This is a genomic window from Bacillus sp. FSL L8-0654 (assembly GCF_038629965.1).
GTDB classification, from domain to species: domain Bacteria; phylum Bacillota; class Bacilli; order Bacillales; family Bacillaceae; genus Bacillus; species Bacillus safensis.
Genome location: NZ_CP152026.1, coordinates 3,408,798 through 3,430,479, shown reverse-complemented (window position 1 = coordinate 3,430,479; position 21,682 = coordinate 3,408,798). Strand labels below are relative to the sequence as shown.

Annotated in this window: 24 protein-coding genes; 16 read left to right on the top strand and 8 right to left on the bottom strand. The window is 43.1% G+C overall.

The genetic code is table 11. From position 1 onward, the window contains the following. From MHH65_RS17745 to MHH65_RS17710, 8 genes are all read left to right on the top strand, one after another. The gene (locus MHH65_RS17745; RefSeq protein WP_098677129.1) at window positions 1-1,125 is read left to right on the top strand and encodes an N-acetylneuraminate synthase family protein; all 1,125 of its coding nucleotides are present in this window, start codon (window positions 1-3) and stop codon (window positions 1,123-1,125) included. Beyond that, entirely contained in the window at window positions 1,115-1,855 is a 741-nt protein-coding gene (locus MHH65_RS17740) for a glycosyltransferase family protein (RefSeq protein WP_061110221.1), read from the top strand. Before MHH65_RS17745 ends, MHH65_RS17740 begins: the two co-directional genes overlap by 11 nt. Further along, window positions 1,852-2,880 (top strand): glycosyltransferase, encoded by a 1,029-nt coding sequence (locus MHH65_RS17735; RefSeq protein ID WP_061110220.1) that lies wholly within the window; start codon window positions 1,852-1,854, stop codon window positions 2,878-2,880. The genes MHH65_RS17740 and MHH65_RS17735 overlap by 4 nt, the downstream gene beginning before the upstream one ends. Window positions 2,881-2,882: 2 nt before the next feature. Beyond that, complete coding sequence (locus tag MHH65_RS17730; RefSeq protein ID WP_061110219.1) at window positions 2,883-3,623, top strand: sugar phosphate nucleotidyltransferase; 741 nt, start codon at window positions 2,883-2,885, stop codon at window positions 3,621-3,623. Then, the gene (gene rfbB / locus MHH65_RS17725; protein WP_061110218.1) at window positions 3,620-4,585 is read left to right on the top strand and encodes a dTDP-glucose 4,6-dehydratase; all 966 of its coding nucleotides are present in this window, start codon (window positions 3,620-3,622) and stop codon (window positions 4,583-4,585) included. Before MHH65_RS17730 ends, rfbB begins: the two co-directional genes overlap by 4 nt. 3 nt (window positions 4,586-4,588) lie before the next feature. Continuing rightward, a complete protein-coding gene (gene rfbD, locus MHH65_RS17720; protein ID WP_342497880.1) occupies window positions 4,589-5,443 on the top strand; it encodes a dTDP-4-dehydrorhamnose reductase in 855 nt (284 codons plus the stop codon). Continuing rightward, window positions 5,436-5,891 (top strand): dTDP-4-dehydrorhamnose 3,5-epimerase family protein, encoded by a 456-nt coding sequence (locus MHH65_RS17715; RefSeq protein ID WP_098677130.1) that lies wholly within the window; start codon window positions 5,436-5,438, stop codon window positions 5,889-5,891. The genes rfbD and MHH65_RS17715 overlap by 8 nt, the downstream gene beginning before the upstream one ends. A gap of 104 nt (window positions 5,892-5,995) precedes the next feature. Beyond that, the gene (locus tag MHH65_RS17710; protein WP_269199619.1) at window positions 5,996-6,787 is read left to right on the top strand and encodes an SDR family oxidoreductase; all 792 of its coding nucleotides are present in this window, start codon (window positions 5,996-5,998) and stop codon (window positions 6,785-6,787) included. 14 nt (window positions 6,788-6,801) lie between these two features. On the opposite strand, the gene MHH65_RS17705 is transcribed toward MHH65_RS17710, so the two are convergent. The 6 genes from MHH65_RS17705 to MHH65_RS17680 form a co-directional block, all read right to left on the bottom strand. Further along, entirely contained in the window at window positions 6,802-7,995 is a 1,194-nt protein-coding gene (locus MHH65_RS17705) for a pyridoxal phosphate-dependent aminotransferase (protein ID WP_342497879.1), read from the bottom strand. 17 nt (window positions 7,996-8,012) lie between these two features. Then, window positions 8,013-9,434, bottom strand: coding sequence for an ATP-grasp domain-containing protein (locus MHH65_RS17700; RefSeq protein ID WP_342497878.1), 1,422 nt, complete (start codon window positions 9,432-9,434; stop codon window positions 8,013-8,015). A gap of 15 nt (window positions 9,435-9,449) precedes the next feature. Continuing rightward, window positions 9,450-10,211 (bottom strand): glucose 1-dehydrogenase, encoded by a 762-nt coding sequence (locus tag MHH65_RS17695; protein ID WP_335350988.1) that lies wholly within the window; start codon window positions 10,209-10,211, stop codon window positions 9,450-9,452. Continuing rightward, window positions 10,208-10,915, bottom strand: coding sequence for a cupin domain-containing protein (locus tag MHH65_RS17690; RefSeq protein WP_101676572.1), 708 nt, complete (start codon window positions 10,913-10,915; stop codon window positions 10,208-10,210). Before MHH65_RS17690 ends, MHH65_RS17695 begins: the two co-directional genes overlap by 4 nt. A gap of 1 nt (window position 10,916) precedes the next feature. Beyond that, window positions 10,917-11,519: a bacilysin biosynthesis protein BacA gene (locus MHH65_RS17685; protein WP_024423797.1), complete on the bottom strand. Its 603-nt coding sequence runs from the start codon at window positions 11,517-11,519 to the stop codon at window positions 10,917-10,919. Window positions 11,520-11,668: 149 nt separating this feature from the next. Further along, window positions 11,669-12,901: an MFS transporter gene (locus tag MHH65_RS17680; RefSeq protein ID WP_268412442.1), complete on the bottom strand. Its 1,233-nt coding sequence runs from the start codon at window positions 12,899-12,901 to the stop codon at window positions 11,669-11,671. Between the two features lie 145 nt (window positions 12,902-13,046). Here MHH65_RS17680 and MHH65_RS17675 point away from each other — a divergent pair, with 145 nt between their 5' ends. Continuing rightward, entirely contained in the window at window positions 13,047-13,526 is a 480-nt protein-coding gene (locus MHH65_RS17675) for an Lrp/AsnC family transcriptional regulator (protein ID WP_025093842.1), read from the top strand. Between the two features lie 13 nt (window positions 13,527-13,539). Here MHH65_RS17675 and MHH65_RS17670 read toward each other — a convergent pair whose 3' ends face one another. Next, complete coding sequence (locus MHH65_RS17670) at window positions 13,540-14,700, bottom strand: MFS transporter (RefSeq protein ID WP_056765498.1); 1,161 nt, start codon at window positions 14,698-14,700, stop codon at window positions 13,540-13,542. Between the two features lie 67 nt (window positions 14,701-14,767). Next, entirely contained in the window at window positions 14,768-15,538 is a 771-nt protein-coding gene (hemQ, locus tag MHH65_RS17665; protein ID WP_024423793.1) for a hydrogen peroxide-dependent heme synthase, read from the bottom strand. A gap of 240 nt (window positions 15,539-15,778) precedes the next feature. Between hemQ and pta the strand changes: the two genes are divergently transcribed. The 7 genes from pta (at window position 15,779) to MHH65_RS17630 (ending at window position 21,682) form a co-directional block, all read left to right on the top strand. Further along, window positions 15,779-16,750 (top strand): phosphate acetyltransferase, encoded by a 972-nt coding sequence (gene pta / locus MHH65_RS17660; protein WP_024423792.1) that lies wholly within the window; start codon window positions 15,779-15,781, stop codon window positions 16,748-16,750. A gap of 131 nt (window positions 16,751-16,881) precedes the next feature. Then, window positions 16,882-17,733: a MurR/RpiR family transcriptional regulator gene (locus MHH65_RS17655; protein WP_056765504.1), complete on the top strand. Its 852-nt coding sequence runs from the start codon at window positions 16,882-16,884 to the stop codon at window positions 17,731-17,733. Window positions 17,734-17,886: 153 nt separating this feature from the next. After that, window positions 17,887-18,558: an RraA family protein gene (locus tag MHH65_RS17650; RefSeq protein ID WP_024423790.1), complete on the top strand. Its 672-nt coding sequence runs from the start codon at window positions 17,887-17,889 to the stop codon at window positions 18,556-18,558. Window positions 18,559-18,571: 13 nt separating this feature from the next. Further along, window positions 18,572-19,450: a prephenate dehydrogenase/arogenate dehydrogenase family protein gene (locus MHH65_RS17645; protein WP_025093844.1), complete on the top strand. Its 879-nt coding sequence runs from the start codon at window positions 18,572-18,574 to the stop codon at window positions 19,448-19,450. A 43-nt stretch (window positions 19,451-19,493) separates the two neighbouring features. After that, a complete protein-coding gene (locus MHH65_RS17640; protein WP_024426389.1) occupies window positions 19,494-20,828 on the top strand; it encodes a TRAP transporter large permease subunit in 1,335 nt (444 codons plus the stop codon). 13 nt (window positions 20,829-20,841) lie between these two features. Beyond that, window positions 20,842-21,108, top strand: coding sequence for a hypothetical protein (locus MHH65_RS17635; RefSeq protein ID WP_024423787.1), 267 nt, complete (start codon window positions 20,842-20,844; stop codon window positions 21,106-21,108). Window positions 21,109-21,283: 175 nt separating this feature from the next. After that, window positions 21,284-21,682, top strand: coding sequence for a DUF5082 family protein (locus tag MHH65_RS17630; protein WP_335342873.1), 399 nt, complete (start codon window positions 21,284-21,286; stop codon window positions 21,680-21,682).

Sequence of the window (21,682 nt, the reverse complement as noted above, 5' to 3'; positions counted from 1 at the left end):
ATGGCGCATTTCTATATCGGAGATCGCAAAGTAGGGGATGGCGCGCCTGTCTTTATCATTGCAGAGGCGGGCATTAACCATGATGGAAAGCTGGATCAGGCGCTTGCTTTAATTGATGTGGCAAAGGAAGCAGGTGCCGATGCGGTGAAGTTTCAAATGTTTCAAGCTGATCGGATGTATCAAAAGGAACCGGGTTTGTACGAAACAGCCAAAGGGGAAGAGGTGTCTATTTTTTCTTTAGTGGAACAAATGGAGCTGCCGCCAGAATGGCTCCCGGTGTTATTGTCACGTTGCGCGGAAAAAGGGCTGATATTTTTAAGCACAGTGTGTGACGAAGAATCTGCGGATCTATTGAATCAAACCGATCCGCCGGCTTTCAAGCTGGCATCCTATGAAATCAATCATTTGCCTCTTATGCGTCACACGGCATCTTTTCAAAAGCCCATCATATTCTCAACAGCCGGGGCAACCATTTCGGATGTCCATGAAGCATATGAGGCGATTACAAGCGAGCACAATCAGCAGGTCGCTATCATGCATTGCGTAGCAAAGTATCCAGCACCTAGAGCTTACACGAATCTGCGCGTGCTTCAAACCTTAGCTGCTGCATTCCCCGAGGCAGTCATTGGCTTTTCTGATCATAGTGAGCATCCAACTGAAGCGCCTGTGGCCGCTGTGAAGCTTGGGGCAGCAATCATTGAAAAGCACTTTACAGTCGATAAAACGTTACCTGGGGCTGATCATTCCTTTGCTCTTGATCCTGAAGAATTGAAGGAAATGGTTCAGCATATTCGAGCGGCAGAAAAGCAGCGGAATCTAACAGAAGCTGACACTCTTTCAGTGCCAGAAGAGCTCCTTGGCAGTTCTTATAAAACGACAACAGCTATTGAAGGCAAGATTCGTGAATTTGCGTATCGAGGCATTTTTACGACAAAAGGCATTGCGAAAGGCGAGACATTGACCGCAGAAAATCTAGCCGTGTTACGTCCAGGACAAAAAAGCCAAGGTCTGCATCCGCGGTATATGGCGATTTTACTTGGCGCAAAGGCTGTCAGAGATATCCCAGCCCATACAGGGGTTTCGTGGAAAGATGTACTCATGCAGGAGACGCCAAATGATCAATGATGTCCTTTTTGTCATACAGGCGAGAATGGGCTCAACAAGGCTGCCAAAAAAGGTGATGAAACCGATCGGCGGTATGGCGCTGATCGACCTGATTGTTGAACGAGTAAAGCAATCAGATCATTACAATCACAAAACGCAGAACCTCATGATCGCCACAACAGTTGAGGCAGAAGATGATCTGCTGGCTCATTATTGTTTATCAAAGGGCTATAAAGTATTTCGTGGCAGTGAGGCGGATGTACTGCAGCGATTTGCGCAGATTGTCCGTCATTTTGAACCGCAAACCATTGTGCGTTTAACAGGAGATAACCCATTTATAGATCCAGTCCTTTTGTCGAAAATGCTTGAAAAACATAGACAAGAGAAGGCTGATTACACGTATACGGCTGGAACGCCACTCGGTATTTCCGGGGAAATGATCGACGCACAGATTTTAAGTGAAATCGACAATTTTCCCCTTACGCAGCCAGAGCGTGAGCATGTCACGCTCTATATCAGAAAGCATCCAGAGCAATTTCACCTGCAATTATTCACACCGCCCAAAGAACTTGCATATCCTGCTTATCGATTCACGATTGATACAGAAGAAGATTATGTGTTTGCGACCCGTTTACTAGAGAAAGCTGGCGGCTCCATTGCTGTGCCTACGGCTGAACTCATCACCATTTGCGAACAAGACCCTGATATTGTTCGGCTGAATCAATTTGTGAAACAGAAGGATGCTGAATGAACAAGAAAATCATGATTGTTGTGTATGGTGGGTTTTTAAGAGGGATGGGTCATGTCGTCAGAATGAAACGGCTGGCAAATCAACTGCTTCAAGAAGGAAACGACATATCTTTCTATACAAATGAACAGATCTGTGTAGAAATGCTCTCAGGTCCAGATTGGCACGTTCATTTGGTGCAGGAGTCGAAGGCATTCCTTCAGATGGAGCAGGACATAAAAGAGCTGAATCCAGATCTTCTGCTGATTGATGTACTTGATTGTGACCTCCAATTTCTTCAATTAGTCAAAGCATCCTCCAGCTCTGCCAGGCTGGTCTTATTCGAAGAAAAAAGAGCAGAAGCTTGTCAGCTTGCCGATGCTGTCGTGAACGGCATTTATGGCGGTCTGGACGAAAAGTACATGCAAGTAGATGGGACAGAATATTTTTATGGAACACCTTATTTATTGTTAGATCAAGAGATAAGCCGATTAAAAGACACATATGAGGTTCGAAAAGAATGCAAAAAGGTGGTCATCAGCCTTGGGGGCAGTGACCCGCGTGGATTGTTATTAAAGGCTGTATCAGCAATCCTCGAAGCGGACCACTTACACATTTTAGCGGTTACAGGAAAAGCCTCCCGCATTGAGGAACAAATAGAGGCTGAGCATATTCAATTCATTCGTCATACAGATCAATTACCTGCGCGTCTCTCGGAAGCTGATCTGGCAATAGTTGCTGGCGGGATGACATTATACGAGGCAGTTTGTATCGGAGTGCCCAGTATTGTCCTTTCACAAGTCGACCATCAAGCAGTGACAGCCGCTCGTTTTGCACAAAAGGGAGCGTGCCACCATCTTGGCTTAGGTGAACTTGTGGATGAAAAAGATATACGGTGTGCTGTGGAAAGACTGTCCAGCAGCTACTTTCTCCGCAGGAGCATCCATCTTAATGGACGGACACTCATTGATGGAAAAGGAATTGAACGAGTGAAAAACATTCTTATACACCTCATGAATCATCACCAAAAAGACTATAAGGATGTGTAGATGTGAAGGGAGTTATTTTAGCAGGAGGAAAGGGATCACGACTGGCGCCTTTAACGAAGATTTTCAATAAACATTTATTGCCGGTTGGTCCATATCCAATGATTTATTGGTCATTGTTCAAATTGAAGGAAGCAGGGATTTTAGATGTGATGGTCATATCACAAGAAGAACAAATCCCGTTGTTTCAAAAGCTGCTTGAAAGCGATCAGGAATTGGGGATGAACATCGTATATCAGGTACAGCCTGAAGCGTCTGGGATATCAGACGGTTTATCCTATGCAAAGCCCTTTGTCAAAGGGGAGAAGTTTGTGCTGATGCTTGGTGATAATGTATTTGAGGATTCGCTAAACCCTTTTGTTGAAGCTTTTCAGCAGCAAGATAGAGGAGCCAAGGTTCTGTTGAAAGAAGTGGCAGATCCAAAGCGATTTGGCATTGCAGAAATTGATGCCGCCCGTCAACAGATTTTATCAATAGAGGAAAAGCCGGAGCATCCGCGCTCATCCTACTGCGTCACGGGCATCTATTTTTATGATCAAGAAGTCTTTCAATATATTGAGAGAATCTCGCCGTCAGATCGAGGCGAATTAGAGATTACAGACGTGAACAATCTCTATATCTCAAATAGCCAGATGACCTATGATATGTTAAAAGGGTGGTGGATTGATGCAGGAACACATGAATCTCTCCACGAAGCATCTGCGAAAATGTTTGAAACGATGAAGAAAAAAGAGGGATCCGAATGACGAAGTCTTATTTAATTACAGGCGGAGCGGGTTTTATCGGACTGAATTTTGTGAAGCTGCTGCTTCAGGATACAAATGTCAGGCTCACCGTTTTTGATAAATTAACATATGCCAGTCATCCAGACGAGATGGATGAATTATTAAAGTTGTCTCATTTTCGGTTTATTCAAGGGGATATTACCCTTCAGCATGAGCTAGATCAAGCATTTGACGAAGTCTATGATGCGATCATTCATTTTGCGGCAGAATCGCATGTTGATCGCAGCATTGAATCGGCAGAGCCTTTTATTCAAACAAATGTCCTTGGAACGTATCGTATGCTTGAAGCTGTTTTAAAAGGAAAGGCGAAAAAGCTCATTCATATTTCAACAGATGAAGTATATGGAGATTTGGAGCCAGATGATCCTGCTTTCACAGAACAAACACCACTCTCACCGAACAATCCTTATTCAGCAAGCAAGGCGAGTTCAGACCTGCTTGTAAAATCCTTTATCCACACTTACCAATTACCCGCGATGATTACACGATGCAGCAACAATTACGGACCGTATCAGCATGAGGAAAAATTAATACCGACCATTATTAGAAAAGCAGTCAATGGAGAGAAAATCCCGATTTATGGAGACGGCCGGCAAATTCGCGATTGGCTGTATGTAGAAGACCATGCGAGAGCTGTGAAGAAGGTGCTCGAAAACGGCACAGCCGGGCAGGTATACAATATTGGCGGCGGCAATGAGAAAACAAATCTTGATTTAACCAAAACGATTCTATCGCAGCTTGGAATCAGTCATGATCAAATTGCGTTTATTCAAGACCGAAAAGGACATGACAGACGGTATGCCATTGATGCAAGTAAGCTAAAAGGCGAGCTCGGCTGGACGCAGGAGACGTCATTTGAAGAAGGTATCGAAAAAACGATCAATTGGTATCGAACCAAATACGATCAGAGCGAAGAAGGGTGACGGATGAAAGTTTTAATCACCGGTGCAGGCGGCCAATTAGGGAAAGAATTGAGCAGACAGCTCAAAGAAAAAGACATGACCGTCATTGCCTTAACGAGGAACATGCTCAATATCACAGACCAGCAGGCAGTTAGACATGCGATGAGACACTATCAGCCTGATATTGTTGTCAGTGCAGCAGCCTATACATCTGTTGATCAATGTGAAACAGAAACCGAAAAGGCGTATCTTGTGAATGGCATTGGCGCCTACTATACAGCCCTGGAAGCAAAGCGCGCAGGCGCTGATGTGTTACATGTCAGTACAGATTATGTGTTTGACGGGCAGGCGGACACCCCTTACCAAATCGATGCACAGGCAGATCCTCAAACCATTTATGGAAAGAGTAAAAAGCTTGGTGAGGAATTGATTCAGCTTGTGTCAGATGAAGTGAAAATCATTCGTACCTCGTGGCTTTATGGACATGAGGGGCATAACTTTGTGAATACCATTCTTTGGCTCGCTGAAACGAAGGATCATTTGCGCATTGTGAACGATCAAATAGGGTCTCCTACTTATACAAAGGATGCAGCTGAGGCCTTGATTCATTTGTTTGATCAGAAGGCAGGCGTGTATCATGTCAGTAATCGAGAAAGCTGTTCCTGGTTTGATTTTGCGTCAGAAATTGTGATGAAAAGCGGCCTGTCCGCCACAATTGAGCCGATTTCCACGGAAGAGTACGGCTTCCAAACGCCTCGCCCAGCCTATTCTGTCTTAGATCTTCAAGCGATTGAAGCCACAGGCTGGCAGCCGAGGCATTGGAAGGATGCACTTTACGAATATTTGCAGAAAGAAGGGAGATGGCAACAGCATGATTGATGGTGTTCAAACGAAAAAACTTATGAAACATTGTGATGACCGCGGCTTTTTTGCAGAGCTCATTCGAGATGATGAACCGATGCTGAAACGCTTTGGGCAGGCGTCATGGTCGAAAAGCTTTCCAGGCGTGATCAAAGCCTTTCATTATCATGAAAAACAAGACGACGTTTGGTTCTTCCCCGCAGGTCATGCGCAGGTCGTGTTATATGATTTGCGTGACGACTCTCCCACAAAGGGGCAAACCGATGTGTATTATATGGGGGAAGACAATCCGATGCTGCTTCTTATCCCAAAGGGTGTCGCGCATGGCTATCGTGTACTAGGTGAGACGCCGCTGCAAATTGTGTATTTCACAACAGAATCGTATGACCCGAATAACCCAGATGAAAAGCGAATCGACTGGAATGACGAAACGATCGGGTTTAATTGGGAAACGACATTTAAATAGAGAACGGGGGGCCTTTCGCAGGAGAAAGGTCTTTTTTTGTTGAAATACATTCTATATGTGTCATTTTATGTATATGTACTAAGCTGATAAGAAAAGGGATGTGGATGAGTTTGTCTAAAAGAATTGCGTTTGTAACAGGAGCAAGTACAGGGATTGGAAAGGCCATCGCCGTAAAGCTTGCCGCTCAAGACAATGTAAAGATCATCATCAATTCTAGAAATCAATCCTCACTAGAAGAAGCGCAGCAGCACATTGGGCGTATGGCAGAAACAAAGGAGCCGGTGGCTCTTTTCTGTGGGGACATGTCAGATGAAGGAGTGAGGGCTGAGGCTTTTACGAAAATAGAAAAAGAGTTTGGCAGACTGGATGTGTTGATTAATAACATTCCAGGGGGGAAGCCGGATACCTTTGATTCGTGTGACAGCGAGCAGATGATGGCAGTATTTTCTCAAAAAGCCCTTGCGTACATTGATACGATGAAGCGTGCGGCAGCGATGATGAAACGACATGAGTATGGCCGGATCATTCAAATTGTCGGGAACCTATGGAAGGAACCTGGCGACCAAATGTTTACGAACAGTATGATGAATGCAGCGATTATCAATGCTAGTAAAAATGCTGCCACACAGCTTGCACCTTCAGGGATCACAGTGAATTGTTTAAACCCGGGATTTATTGCTACAGATCGGTATGAACAATTTATCGGAAACATGATGCGTAAACAGGCATTATCGCGGGAAGAAGCTGTACAGGCTGTAGCGTCAGGAATTCCGATGAAAAGAGTGGGGTCAGCGAGTGAAATGGCTTCATTGGCCGCTTTTATCGCATCAGAGGAAGCCTCCTATCTTACAGGCCAACAAATATCCGTCGATGGTGGTTCGATGAAAAGTATATAACATTAAAAAACCCGCTATATGCGGGTTTTTTGATTAAAGCGAATTGGAAGGATGCGAAGCCGGTCGATAAACAGAGCAAGCTGTTCAATTGGAGCAACCATTGAGATGCGGACATGACGGCTTCCATGTGCTCCAAACACACCCCCCGGCGTGACAACGACATCAGTATGTTCGAGTAAATAGTCAGCAAAAGCATGAGAATGGTCAAAATCATCAGGGATTGGAGCCCATAAATAAAAGGCGCCAGCTGGACATTCGATGGACCATCCTAGCTGCTTTTCTGCCTGACTGATGAAAAAGTGAATTCGTTCAAGGTAGACCTCTTTTAATGATTGTATGTGACGGTCATCACTTTGCAAGGCGACGGTTGCAGCTTGTTGAAATCCTCCATACATACTGACAAACACATGATCTTGGAAGGCGTTAATGGCTTGGATGATGTCCTTATTACCTACAGCAAAAGCGACTCTCCATCCTGCCATATTAAATGTTTTGGATAGAGAATATAATTCCACTCCTACGCTTTTCCCAAGAGGAGCGTTCAGAAAGCTTACGGGTTTTTCTTCATAATGAAATGAACCATAGGCAAAATCATGAATGACATGCAGTCCGTGAGCTGATGCAAAATCAGCAGCCTCTTCAAAAAATGCATCATTTGCCACAGCACCTGTTGGGTTATTCGGATAATTTAAGAAAAGAACCTTTGCCTTTTTGAGTACCTCCGGATCAATTGAAGAGAGATTCGGCAAATAGCCATTTTTCGATTCAAGTTTGATGCAGTAGGGCTTTGCGTCTGCCATCAAGATCCCAGAATGATATTCTGGGTAGCCTGGATCGGGGACGAGGGCAACGTCCCCAGGGTCAAGCAGACACTGACTCATGACATAAAGGCCTGTTTTCCCTCCATTGAAAAGAGCAACCTCTTTCTGTGGGTCTATCTCAGGGCCGAACTCCTTTTTGTAGAAATCTGCAATGGCTTGCTTGAAAAAGTCGAAGCCTCTAAAAGGTGCATATTGCTGAAATTGCAAAGTGCCTGCTGCCTCTTGAAGGGCGCTTACGATATGTGCAGGAGTAGGAAGATCGGGATTTCCCTGACCAAGGTTTATGATGTTCGCTCCGTTTTGTGCTTTTTGCGCAATTTTCTCAAATACGGTTCCAAATTTCTGTTCTGGCAGCCGTTTAATCATGTTAGATGGTAAGATCTCCACCACGTTACCCTCTCTTTCTATCCCTTGACTAATTCATCCATTAAATGAAGGGCAGCTTGTTTCTGTAAGTTGCGGATGGATGCTGCAACATCCTGTGAGGATGACCCTTTTAACTCAAGCGACACGATGCCATTAAAGGCTTCAAATAAAGATAGATCGACAAAGGTGCCTTTGGACGGGCCAGATTCACTGACGATCACAGTATCTCCAACTAAAGCATCCTGCGGAATATGGATATGATCAATGGTGATGTGTGTGGCCTCTGCCGGTATGTGTCCGCTTTCTTTGAAATGCTGAGGGTATAAATGGCAGTCTGCTATATAATGCGTATGTCCAGAAAGCAGCTCTTTTGGCAGCTCCGCTTTTTTTCCATCGACTAATACATCGATCAGCAGCTTGGCCATATCCACCCCAAACACTTTTTTGATATTCGGAATCATATTCCAGCCAGCAAATCTAGCTGCGGATTCGATCAGTCCTGCTTCTCGATTTTTCATGAGCTTGATCTCTGTATGGGTCGCACAGTTTTCAAGGCCTAGCCCTTCATTTGCCTTCTTAGCTGCCTCAATAATGATTTGCTGGGCTTCATTGTCTAGGATCGAGGGAGTAATATGAGCCGTTTCTGTAAAACCGATTTGAGGGGTCTTGTCATGTATGACAAAAGGGATATATTCTCCCTCCACGACTAACCCTTCTACACTGACATAATCAGAATAGCCACCCTCCTGATACCAATCCTCGTAAGCACCCTCTAAATACGTTTCAGCGACAAATGGTGCTTCATATGTCACAGCGTTTGGGACGGGGATCGTTTGCAAGAAGGATTGTACGTTTAAAAAGAGATCATCACTGCCGGCTCTGTCATGAAAAAGGGTCACGCCAATGGAGCTTGCTAAATATGTAGGCTTTAAAATAAGCGGTGTCCCGATATGTTCAATAGCTTGCTGGAAATCAGCTAAAGTCGTGACAGGCTGAGTTTTCACCGCTTTGACACCAGCAGCGTTGAATGCAGCTCTCATTTGGCTTTTATCACGTGCCATTTCAGCTGCTTTTACCCCAGCGCCGCGCAGCCCCAGCCGTTCAGCGGCTTTTGCCATTGGTGCAATGAATAATTCATTATTGGTGGTGATGGCATCAGCTTTGAAAAAGGAAGCCACACGGACTAGGTCATCCACCACCTCTTCCTCTGATTTCAGATAATCATCATGTGCCCAGTAAATAGAATCAGGGTGTTCAAAAGAAGGGTGTGTCTCAAAATAATCACGATCTTTGATGACGGCAATGGAGTATTTTTCGATTAGTTCAGCGTGACCCTTTGTAATGGCAAAGGGTCTAGGGATATAAGAAACGATATGATAAGATGCCGCCACGCTTTCATAAAACATATGGGGCGGGCATCCTCCTAAGTCAGCAATGACAAGTACGGTTTTTTTACTCAATGAAAGCACTCCTTTTTATCTAGCGGTGTATCCGCCATCTGCTGTGACAACACTTCCAGTCATATAGCTGGATAGATCAGAGGCGAGAAACAGCATCACGCCCGCAATTTCTTCGGGTTTTCCGAGACGAAGCAAGGGATTCACCTTTGCTTTTTCCTTTTTAACAACCTCAAGACTTTCTGAATGATTGTCTAAAAAGGATTTTTCATTTAATGGCGTATCAATGATCCCTGGGGCGATACAATTCACCCTGATTTGATGAGCGGCATAGTCGATCGCCATCGATTTGGTGAGCTGGATGACACCGCCCTTTGTTGCGTTGTATGCAGGAATGTCAGGCCAGCCAACGAGACCTCCGACAGATCCAGTATTAATAATACTTCCGCTTTTCTTTTCAAGCATATGCGGCAATGTATGCTTACTCATAAGAAATACACCAGTCAGGTTGACCTGTAGAATGTGGTTCCAATCCTCCAGTGTCATCTCGTGAATAGGTGAGACAATTTCGATGCCTGCATTGTTAATCAAAACATCAATTGTCCCAAATTGGTTCAGCACGGATTGAACGGTTTTTTGACAGTCAGACTCATTCGTAATATCTGTTTTGAAAAACGCAGCATGTTCATGAGGCAATGATTCAATGAGTTGTTTACCGCTATCTTCATTGATATCAGCCACTGCTACTTTTGCTCCGTGCTCAAGGAAAAGCTTGACGGCGGCAAGCCCAATCCCAGACGCACCTCCTGTAATCAGGACGACTTTTCCGGCAATGTTCATTTCTTCACCTTAGACGCTTTTGGCTTTAAGCGGTTATAGCGTGGAGGGAAGAAGAGATTAATAGACTTTGATGCTTCTGGCTTTGGATTAATGGCGCCGTGATCTTCTTTTGGATCACAGAAGTAGGTCGTGCCAAATTCCATCTTTTCTGTAAAGCCTTCAATCGTCATATCGTACCCACCGCTAATGCAAATCCCGATTTGTTCATTACGGTGCTTATGAAAAGGCATTTCCCCGCCATTTCCCGGAATGTTGGCAATCATAAGCTCCATCCAGTCTTCCACAAAAAAAGTCACTTCCATGCCAGGAAGTAAATCACGCGTTTTGAAAATGTCTAAGAAATAAGTAGGAGGAGCCGTATATTCCTCGCCATCTTTCAATCTCTTAATATCAATGGCGATCACTTCTTCATCTGTCAGATTCGATGCGCCGTGAGGAACGAATGGTGGTGCAATATAGGCTGATTCTAATGGGGTGAGCAATTGGGTCGATTGGCCGACCGTCATTTGAAGCTCACCTTTTAATACGATGCCGATTTGTGCTTCTGGATGCTCGTGAGGTTCGATGATTGTGTGAGGAGGGACGTATGAAATTAACACTTCCGTATCGCCTCTGGCAGTAGAATATTGGATGACACCATTATCCCATTCTCGTTTTTTCGCTTGAGGAAAATATAATTCTTGCACCTTTTGTTCAGTTGTCATGTTACATCTCTCCTTTTCCGAATATAGACCAGCTCATAGGAATGCTTTTAAATGTTCGAATGAAGGTGAGGCCGTATGTAGCTCTAGCCACCTCATTGGTTAAAGCGAAATCAAATTCGCCGTCTCTGACTTTTTGTGCGGCTGTACTTGTAGAATTAACAAGCTCAAATTCAGCATTTTGATGAATAAAATATTGAATCAAATTCACAGGTGCAGGATGAGAAACAATTTTTAAATGGTGAAGCATTTGTTCTTGAAAGGGGAAATCTGGTCTGACAGCCAAACCATACATGGGCGTGTCACATCTGAATATTTGTAAAAGCTGCAGGTCAGGTCTCATGTAGAAGTGTTTGATTCCTTCGTATGCGTGTGGAACGAGAGTGTATTGGAGTGCGTTAGAGAGAGTATGTTCAATGCAAGTTTCGAATGTGTCGTAAAGGGATAGTTTCGTATGAGTGCCGAGTGTAGTGGTGGAATGAGAGATGAAATGTTTTGCTGCATATTCACTGCTTGTCCCCTTAGGGCCTAATGTATTGACTGTAAACATCTTAGGTGAAACGATGGGCTCTTCTTTGAAATGAAAAACATCATTCTTTAAGATCATGTTTACCATCCAATCTTTTTCAAATTTTTACTAGATTATAAAAAATTAAATTGGCAATTGTCAACAAAATTTATAAAAAATGTATTTTATGATGATATTAAAAATTGATCTAAAAAACTGCACATATCGAGATGTGCAGTGAAATGAGCTCACGTTTCAAAAGTGTTTTTATGTTTCTGCTGTAAGGTTTTTTCGCGTTTATAGCTGACGAAGCTGATGAGAAAACCAACAAGTGTAATGAGTGCACATATAAGCCCTACCGTATGATAGCCGAAATGGACATAAACAGGTCCCATCAGAGCGGACCCAAGCATCACGGCAAGATTAGAAGCTAGGCTGTAAAAAGCCATCACTTTGCCTCGGTGGGTTTGAGAGCAGTCGCTCAGGACGGTGCTCAAAAGCGTGACGGATAAACTTTGCATGGCCCCCCAAATAAATAAAGCGAAAATGAGCAATGTCCATGAGAACGGTGCATAAGGAAGTAAGGCAAGAACGAGCGTAATGCCGCCCAGCACAAAGAAAAGTGAGCGTGTTTTGCCAAACCAATCTGCTAATTTCCCGGTAAATATACTCATGGAAAAACCAACGCCATAAGCCATGATCAGAAGTCCAGCTGTTGATTGCCCCCCTGAAAACAGACTTTGCAGGTAAGCCCCTAAAAATGAGTACATGCCATAAAATCCAAGCATGTTACAAAATGTCACGGTCAAATAGGCAGGAACTCGGTCGATTTTTAAAGCCCCCCATATAGAGCCTGATTTCTCCCTAGCTTGAGATGCCTTCGGATCAGCTGTGGCGACTTGTTTACGAGATTCAAGGATGACGAGCAGCAGGACAACGAGACTCATCATGGCGAAAATCCAAAATGTCCAGCGCCAGTTCAAACTTTGACCAATAAAGGCGCCAATGGGCACACCAAGGACAAGAGAAAGAGACCAGCTAGATACAATGAGTCCCATCACTTTGCCGCGATATTCGTATGGAACCCGGTCGCCCACAAGAGCATAGGCTGTTGGCACAAATACACCAGTCGCCAGCCCAGAAATAGCACGGCCTGCAAAAAACACGGCCAAATTTGGGGCAGCAGCACACATCACTGTGCCAACCAAAAAGAAAGACAGCCCAATAATCAAACACAGCTCTCTTGAATACCGGTCCCCTAAAGGAACGAGCAGCGGAGCTCCAACCAGCACAGCTAACCCATAAATGCTGATGGAAAGAGCGAGAATATCAAGAGAGTGCTGAAAGGAGTTTGATAAATCAGGCAGCAGTGGTGAAATCACCAGCTCTTCCGATCCCGCCGCAAAAACGCCAAGTGTGAGTGCAATGGCAAGTGTGATGGGAAATGTTTTAGAAGCCTGGCTGTCTAAAGATTCTTTCATCAAGTGATCCCTCCATACTTGCTTTTTCATTCAATTCCGTTAAAATAAATTCTACCATTATTTAGTTTTATTTTACATTTCGCATCATAAGTATTATCATAAAATACTTTTCAAATGGAACGATTTTTGGATAGGAGAGGTACGAATGAAAATCACCGATGTAGATGTGCATATTTTAAATGAATTGAGAGAAGATGCCCGCTTATCCATGAGGGAATTGTCCAAACGAGTGAATTTATCAGCACCTGCGGTAGCAGAAAGAGTACGTAAATTAGAGGATGCAGGGATTATCGAAGGGTATTCTGTTCAGGTCAATTATAAAAAATTAGGGCTTCTGATTGACTGCCTGCTGGAAGTTACGGTGTTAAATGGGGAGTATCAGCGTTTTGTGACTTTTATGAATGAGCATCCACGCGCCTTTTTTGCTTATCGAGTGGCAGGGCAGTCTTGCTTTTTCATTAAGCTGTCAGTTTCTTCTCTTGAAGAAATTGAAGCCTTTATTCAAGAAGTATCTGGATTTACAAAAACCGTCTCCCATATTGTCTTGTCAGAGCACTCTTTTTCCCATCCAATTCAGGAACGCTTGAAACAAATAGAAGAGCCAGAAATGACCGTGGTGAAATAAAAAAGGACCTGACTCAGGTCCTTTTTGTTCGTCTATCTGACTGATAGCTCATAATTGTAATGATAAGACCAATAAATGTCACAGCTGCAGCAAATAACGGAACAAGCTGTAAATGTGTGATTTCGATAGCAAGACCGCCAAGCGCTGCACCGCCGGCATTTCCAATATTAAAGGCAGAATGGCTGAGCGTCGATGCGAGTGTCGGTGCTTCATGTGCCATGTTCATCGTGCGGTATTGCAAGGTAGGAACAAGAATAAATGAAATGATTCCCCAAACAAAAATGGTCAGCACGGCAGGCACTTTGAATTCGGAAGTGACTGTAAACAATAACAGGACAGCAATGAGCAGGATCAGTGTCACCATAATACTTGGCATCAGCCTCCAGTCAGCAAGCTTTCCGCCAACTAAATTTCCGATAGTGACCCCAAGTCCAAATAGGACAAGGATGAGCGTCACCCCATTTTCCTGAAAGCCAGTGACTTGCAGCAAGATTGGGCTGATATACGTAAAGGCTGTAAATACACCAGCAAAACCAAAGATGGTCATTGCAAAGGAAACGAGTACTTGTGGTTTTTTCAAAACGGATACTTCATTTCGAATATCGAGTACTTCTTCTTTCGACTGATTTGGGACTAAGCTGATGATACCAATTAAGGAAATGAGCCCAATGACGGCAATGACTAGAAAAGACATACGCCAGCCGAATTGATTTCCGATAAAGGTACCGAACGGCACACCGAGTACATTGGCAACTGTCAGTCCTGTAAACATGAAGCTGATCGCGCTTGCGCTTTTCTCTTTAGGCACAAGCCGTGCAGCCATAATGGCTCCGACGCCAAAGAAGGTTCCATGAGCAAATGACGTTAAAATACGGGCGGCCATTAATAGACCATAAGAGGTCGAGACAGCGGCAGCAGCATTTCCTGCAACGAAAAGAATCATTAACAGAATGAGGAGACGTTTCCTCGACATTTTTCCAGTCGATAACGTTAAAATAGGTCCGCCAACTGCGACACCAAGTGCATATCCAGTAATCAGCTGTCCTGAAGCAGAAATTGATACATGAAGGTCGTTCGCGACATTTGGTAAAAGTCCCATGATGACAAATTCAGTCATGCCAATCGAAAACGCACCGAGCGTTAACGCAAAAATAGCGATGGGGAAGTTTTTCATGATGTGATCACCTTTCTAAACAAATACATAAAAAAGCTTCGGAGAGATCCGAAGCTTTAAGATTTTATCATACATGGAAATAAGACGCCAGCTGCTCGTTTGCTAATCGGTTTCCAACAAAGAAGGAACCAAATTCGCCGTAGCGTGCACTGACTTCATCAAAGCGCATTTCATAAACCAATTTTTTAAATTGAAGCACATCATCAGAGAAAAGGGTAACGCCCCACTCATAATCATCAAAACCAACAGAACCTGTAATGATCTGTTTTACTTTTCCAGCATAGCTTCGGCCAATTAAACCGTGGCTTCTCATAAGAGATTTACGCTCATCCATGGAAAGCATGTACCAGTTGTCATTGCCAGAACGTCTTTTATCCATTGGATAGAAGCACACGTATTGAGAAGAAGGAAGCTCTGGATATAAGCGAGCACGTACATGCGGGTTCTCGTAAGGATCTCCGCCATCGCCGCCTCCTGCTAAGTAGTTGCTGAGCTCAACAACTGAAACATAAGAATAAGCTGGAATCGTAAACTCTGCTAGTCGTGTCTTGTTGAATTCGAGTTCAATTTCACCTAGTTCTTCCATTGTCGGACGTAAAATCATGAGCATAATATCTGCTTTTTGGCCGACAATACTATAGATTGTTTGGCTTCCAGCTTTATCTTGCTCAGCTGTTTTCCATTTTTCCAATAGACCTGTGAATTCATGAATGATGGCTTGGCGCTCATCACTTGTCAGCAGCTTCCAAGCTGTCCAGTCGATTGTTCTAAAATCATGCAGCGCATACCAGCCATCTAGTGTTTGAGCTGCTTCATTTGTTGTATGTTGTTCGCTCATTTCTTTCACTCCTATTAACAGTTTTCCATCTGTTCCAACTATAACATAGTTTGTCCAAATGGAGATGTGATCAAAACTTGAACGAGGAAAACAGCTTTTCTCAAAATTGATTAAATTAGTTTGAAAAATAAGAATTTAATTTGTAAGCGCTATAATATAAGTTGGTAGTTTGAATTTAGGTAGAAGAAGAGTATGCTTAAAAGAGAACGCTTTTTTTGTAAAATCAAGGAGGGTATTGAAGTGGCAGATATTTTTTCAACAGTTCAGGAAAAGGTTGCAGGTAAAGGAGTAAAGATCGTTTTTCCTGAGGGAATGGACGAACGCATTCTAACAGCCGTTCAAAAACTAGCAGATGGCAAAGTATTGCAGCCAATTGTGGTAGGAAAAAAACAAGAAGTTGAAGCTAAAGCAAAAGAATTAGGTCTTACACTTGATGGTGTTGACGTGTATGATCCTCATACATATGAAGGTTTTGAAGAGCTTGTACAAGCTTTCGTTGAAAGACGTAAAGGCAAAGCAACAGAAGAGCAAGCAAGAAAAGCATTACTAGATGAAAACTACTTCGGTACAATGCTTGTGTATAAAGGTCTTGCAGATGGACTTGTGAGCGGTGCGGCACACTCAACTGCTGACACAGTGCGTCCAGCACTTCAAATCATTAAAACAAAAGAAGGCGTTAAGAAAACATCTGGCGTCTTCATCATGGCTCGCGGCGAAGAGCAATATGTGTTTGCTGATTGCGCAATCAACATTGCACCAGACAGCCAAGATCTAGCTGAAATTGCGATTGAAAGTGCAAACACAGCAAAAATGTTTGATATCGAGCCACGTGTGGCAATGCTTAGCTTCTCTACAAAAGGCTCGGCAAAATCAGACGAAACAGAAAAAGTATCTGAAGCAGTTCGCATTGCAAAAGAAAAGGCACCTGAGCTTGTACTTGATGGAGAATTCCAATTCGATGCAGCTTTCGTTCCTTCAGTAGCAGCGAAAAAAGCGCCAGATTCCGTCATCAAAGGCGACGCCAGCGTATTTGTTTTCCCTAGCCTCGAAGCTGGAAACATTGGCTACAAAATTGCACAGCGCTTAGGTAACTTTGAAGCTGTAGGTCCTATCCTTCAAGGTTTAAACCAGCCAGTAAACGATCTATCAAGAGGCTGTAATGCCGAAGACGTTTACAACCTTGCGCTTATCACAGCAGCTCAAGCACTATAATGATCTCGACAAAGGCAGCCAGTACGATAGATTCGTGCTGGCTGTTTTTTTGATGACAAATGTGTACAATATAGGGGGAAAAGAAAAAATTTTGATCGTAGATAAAGCCGATAGAATGGGCAGGTGCTATAATGGACGATTTAATACATAAGCTTCAGCATAAGGTCGCAGGATTAACCGAGGCACAAAGGAGAATTGCAGATTATATCGTGCAAAATCCAATGGAGGTTGCGTTTTTAACTGTAGATAAATTGGCGTCAAAAGTAGGGACGAGTACAGCGACCATCATGAGATTCTCTGCTGCTGTAGGGTATTCCGGTTTCTCCGAGCTTCAAAAAGAGCTTCAATCAAATATGAAGCATAAAGCTGCTCCTCAAACGAGACTTGAAGCGAACCTCAAGCATTCAAATAAAAGTAAGCTCCTGCATAACCATGTCGAGCTGCAATTTCAAAATATCCAGTACGCTTTAGACAATATCACGGAAGAAACCTTTCAGCATATTGTTGAAAAAATAGCCAGCTCTCGCCAGGTTCTGTGTACAAGTGTCCGAAGTGGAAGACCTGTTGGAGAGTATCTGTCACAAGGAATCAATCGCCTACTGGGGAACTGTCAATATATTGATGCAGACAAAAGTGACTGGGTCGACGAACTCGTTCATTTTCAATCTGATGATTTCATTATAGCGGTCAGCTATCCTCGCTATGCAAAGCGTATAAAGGATTTGCTGGAGGCAGCGAAGTCATATGGGGTGGAAGTGCTTTTAATTACAGACAGCTACAGCTCTCCACTAACCAAGTATGCACAATATGTATTACCATGTTCCTCAGCAAGTGCGGGCTCTCATAACTCTGTCGTATCTGCTATCTTTATCGTAGATTACATTTTAAGTGCCTTAGCCATTAATGACCCTGAAAGGACAAAACCTCGTTTAGATCAAATCAATCATATGTTAACGAAAATGAGTTATCACACAACACATTAGTCGTGTGGTGACTCATTTTTTTTATTTTAAAATTTTCTGAAAGCGCTTTACTAAATAAAAATGAGATGGTATGATCTTATCACAAAAGTAATATATATTACTTTATATAAAATTAAATGTAATAAATATAACTCAAAGGGGATGATGGAAACAATGGGTACTGTTCAATTCGTGTCAAATGATCTAATAGATCGGGCAAAAAAACTGAGCTCGACCTTGCTGGCAGATGTGATGGGAAGCACCGGCGCGATGGATCATCAAATCAAACCAGTTGCAAGAGGCATGAATATAGTAGGTACAGCTTTTACCGTCAGCTTACGGCCAGGGGATAATTTATTTCTTCATCAAGCGATCTACTCTGCGAAAGAAGGAGATGTACTGATTGTTGATGGAAAAGACCATAAGGGTCATGCATATTTAGGGGAATTGATGGCAGGTGTAGCAAAGGTTGCAGGAATAGAAGGAATCGTGATTGACGGGCTTGTTCGCGACAAACTCGCTTTAGAGGAACTGGCTTTTCCGATATACAGTAAGGGGTTTATGCCAAATGGACCTTTTAAAGATGGTCCTGGGGAATTGAATCAAATCATCTCGTGCGGCGGTGTCAAAGTAGCACCAGGTGACTTAGTCATTGCAGACGATGATGGAGTCGTCATCGTACCAAAGGAAAAGGCGGAACACCTGTTGACACTAGCGGAAGAGAAACAAGCGTATGAAAATCAGAGATTAAAAACGATTCAACAGTATGTGGACGAAGGAAAGCAAGACATCAGTCTCTTAGCACCGGCATGGCTGGAAGGCAGAATGAAAAAATATCAGGGATAGGGGAGAATCGGTGATGAAGATAGGTTTTATCGGTTATGGAGAAGCAGCATATGAGTTATCAACGGGATTGAAAACAGAAGGATTAGATCAATTTTATGCGTATGATGTACTATTACAAAACGAGAAATTGTCTAGTGCGTTGAAAGAAAAAGCATCGCAGACAGGAGTTCAATTAACAAGCAGTATTAGTGAAGTCATTGAGAAATCTGATATTGTCATTGCTGCTGTGCCAGCGAATAAAACTTTAGAAGTGGCCCAATCCGTATCGGGAAGTTTGAAAGAGAATCAAGTATATGTAGATGTATCGGCATCAACACCAGACATCAAAAAACAAGTGGCAAACGAAATTGAAAAGCAAAAAGCTCTATTCGTAGATGCTGCCATGCTAGGGCCTCTTCCAGTCAACAAACACAAGGTTCCGATCACGGCAAGCGGAAGTGGAACTGACCAATTCATGAAAGTAATGAATGCTTATGGCATGAATATCACAAAAATCAGTGACCAGCCAGGAGATGCTTCGGCCTTGAAGCTGATCAGAAGCGTTTATATGAAGGGGATCGTTGGTCTCATGATTGAATTTTTGGAAATTTCAAAAAAGTATAATGTGGAACATCAAGTGATTTCTTCACTAAGCGATACAATGGATAGCAAAAGTTTTGAAGAGACCATGAACCGTCTTGTGACAGGGAGTGCACTTCATGCGAAAAGACGCGCGATCGAGCTTCTTGGCTCTATTGAAATGTTGGATGAAGCAGAGGTTGATGCCAGTATGTCTCGGGCAGCACAACAGAAGCTAGAGAGATTAGCAGACTTTCAATTCGCTGAACGGTTTAATGGGAAAAAGCCGGCCAGCTGGGAAGAAGTCATTGACGTGATGCAGCAGGGGCAATAAATTGTAAGCGTTTTATTTAACGAAGGGGAGGCGAAAAAACGATATGGGTTTTATTGCGTTGATTGTATTCATAGCTGTCATCATTATATGGAATGTCGTCGTGAAGCGGAATATGGGAGAAGCCATGCTATTAGGCTTTATTGCAACCACATTATTTGGCGGATTGGATGCATTAAGACTGTTCTGGGATGGATTAAAATTTGCATCCACATATGAGGTGCTCTATGCAGCTGTCGCATTTGTATTCATGGCTTATTTAATTGAAAAGCTGGAATTAATTCATGCACTCTTGCGAATCTTAAATTCGGTTGTAGGAAAACTTCCCGGTGGAGCGGCTTATATGAGTACGTTAGGTTCAGCGGTCTTAGGTGCTCTTTCAGGTTCAAATTCTGCAAACACAGCAGCCACTGGCTCTATCACAGCTTCTTGGATGATTAAATCAGGCTGGAGCCGAACCCATACAGCCACGATTTTAGCAGGGAATGGCGGACTTGGGGCAGCACTGCCTCCGAACTCTTCAATGTTTATCATGCTGGGGTTTGCACCAATTGCAGCCCTTGTATCTGAGGGAGATTTATATATTGCCCTGTTAATAGGAGGACTGTATCAAGTCGTATACCGTTTTATTCTTGTGTATATTCTGGTGAAAAAGAATAAAATTCAGGCCATGCCGCCAGATGATATTCTTCCTTTTAGGGAAGCTGTGAAACAAGGGTGGAAGTCGATCTTTATTTTTTTCGGTGCCTTGATTCCTATCATTGTCACGATAGGTCCGCTGGCAAACTACTTGAAAAGTAATCCAAACATTGGACCAGAGGCAATGGATCAAATTTCTTTAATTACGTGGATTCCGATTCTCATGATGTTGATTAGTTTAACAATTGGGAGAAAAAAGGCGTCTGCACTAGATTGGTCTCAGTTTTTCAAGTCGGCTATACCTAAGTTTACAACGATCGGTGCCTTGATGCTGTTTGCTGTTGCGGCAAGTCAGGTGCTTGCTGAATTAGGATTGGCAGAAGATTTGACGCAAATCACATCAGTACTTACCATTCCGAAATGGCTCATGGTGCTCATTGTGGGTATTCTTGTCACGCTGGTGGCTGGACCATTATCTTCTACAGCCACATTAACAGCTGTTGGACTTGTCTCATTTTCAGCTTTAGTCTCAGTCGGAGTGGATCCAGTTGTGGCTGTTGTCGCCATTCTTGCTTTTTCATCAACAGAAGGCGCTTCCCCGCCGGCATCAGGATCGATTTTCATTGCTTCTGGTCTTGCAGGAGCCAGACCGGAGAAAACGTTTATACCGCTGATTCTCTACTATATGCTGCCGATCGTAGGAATTGGCTGGCTCATCGGAATGGGAATACTTCCAGTATAGAAAGGAGAAACACATGAGAGCATTGATGGAATTTTTATTTAAAGTGCTGCTTGTCCTGTTCTTAACGTCAGGAGCCCTGTTGGTATTCGGTCAAATACTAGGGATTCTTTTGCAAAAGGGAGATATGATCATTGCAAGTACAAACCTATTCAAAAACCCAACATTGGTGTTAAGTGCCTTTTTCAGTCTTGTCGGTTTCTCTCTAAATTATATTCCTGAAAAGAAAGACACCTCATTTAGCGATCATCCATCTGCATCAGCAGGTGAATCGCTCAAATAAGCAATAAAAATCTGGATTCAGTAAATGAATCCAGATTTTTTGCGCGCGAGAAATAGGTATTAAAACCCAATACGTACGATTCATTTTTTGGTAAATTCACTTTCAATCATATTCCTCTCGTGCTAGTAAATGGTAACATGACGGAGGACTATTTAAGGAATAGAGGTGTTTGACCATATCTGGAGCAATCATCGGTTATAAAGCAGCCTTGTATTCGTTAAAGGCAGATATATCTATCAAAAAAGAACAAATCATCGAACTCAATATGTGCCGAAAAGAAATCAAAGAGGCAAAATGGGCCATGTCAGATGCCAGCAAAAAAATCACACATCCAGACCTGACATCACATACATGGTTTGGCCATTTGGCAGACACGTTTGATGACATTCGAGACGAAATGGCTTCCGCCAGTCAGGAAATAAAAGATGTACAGCTAACCAATCTATTAAATCGAATCAATGAGAAAATCAGTGATTTAACATCGGATATCCATTCGTTAGAACATGAAATTCATTCGGTTGAAAGAAAAATAGAGAAAGAAAAGCAGAAACAACTGGAAGAAAAAAGAGGGTAG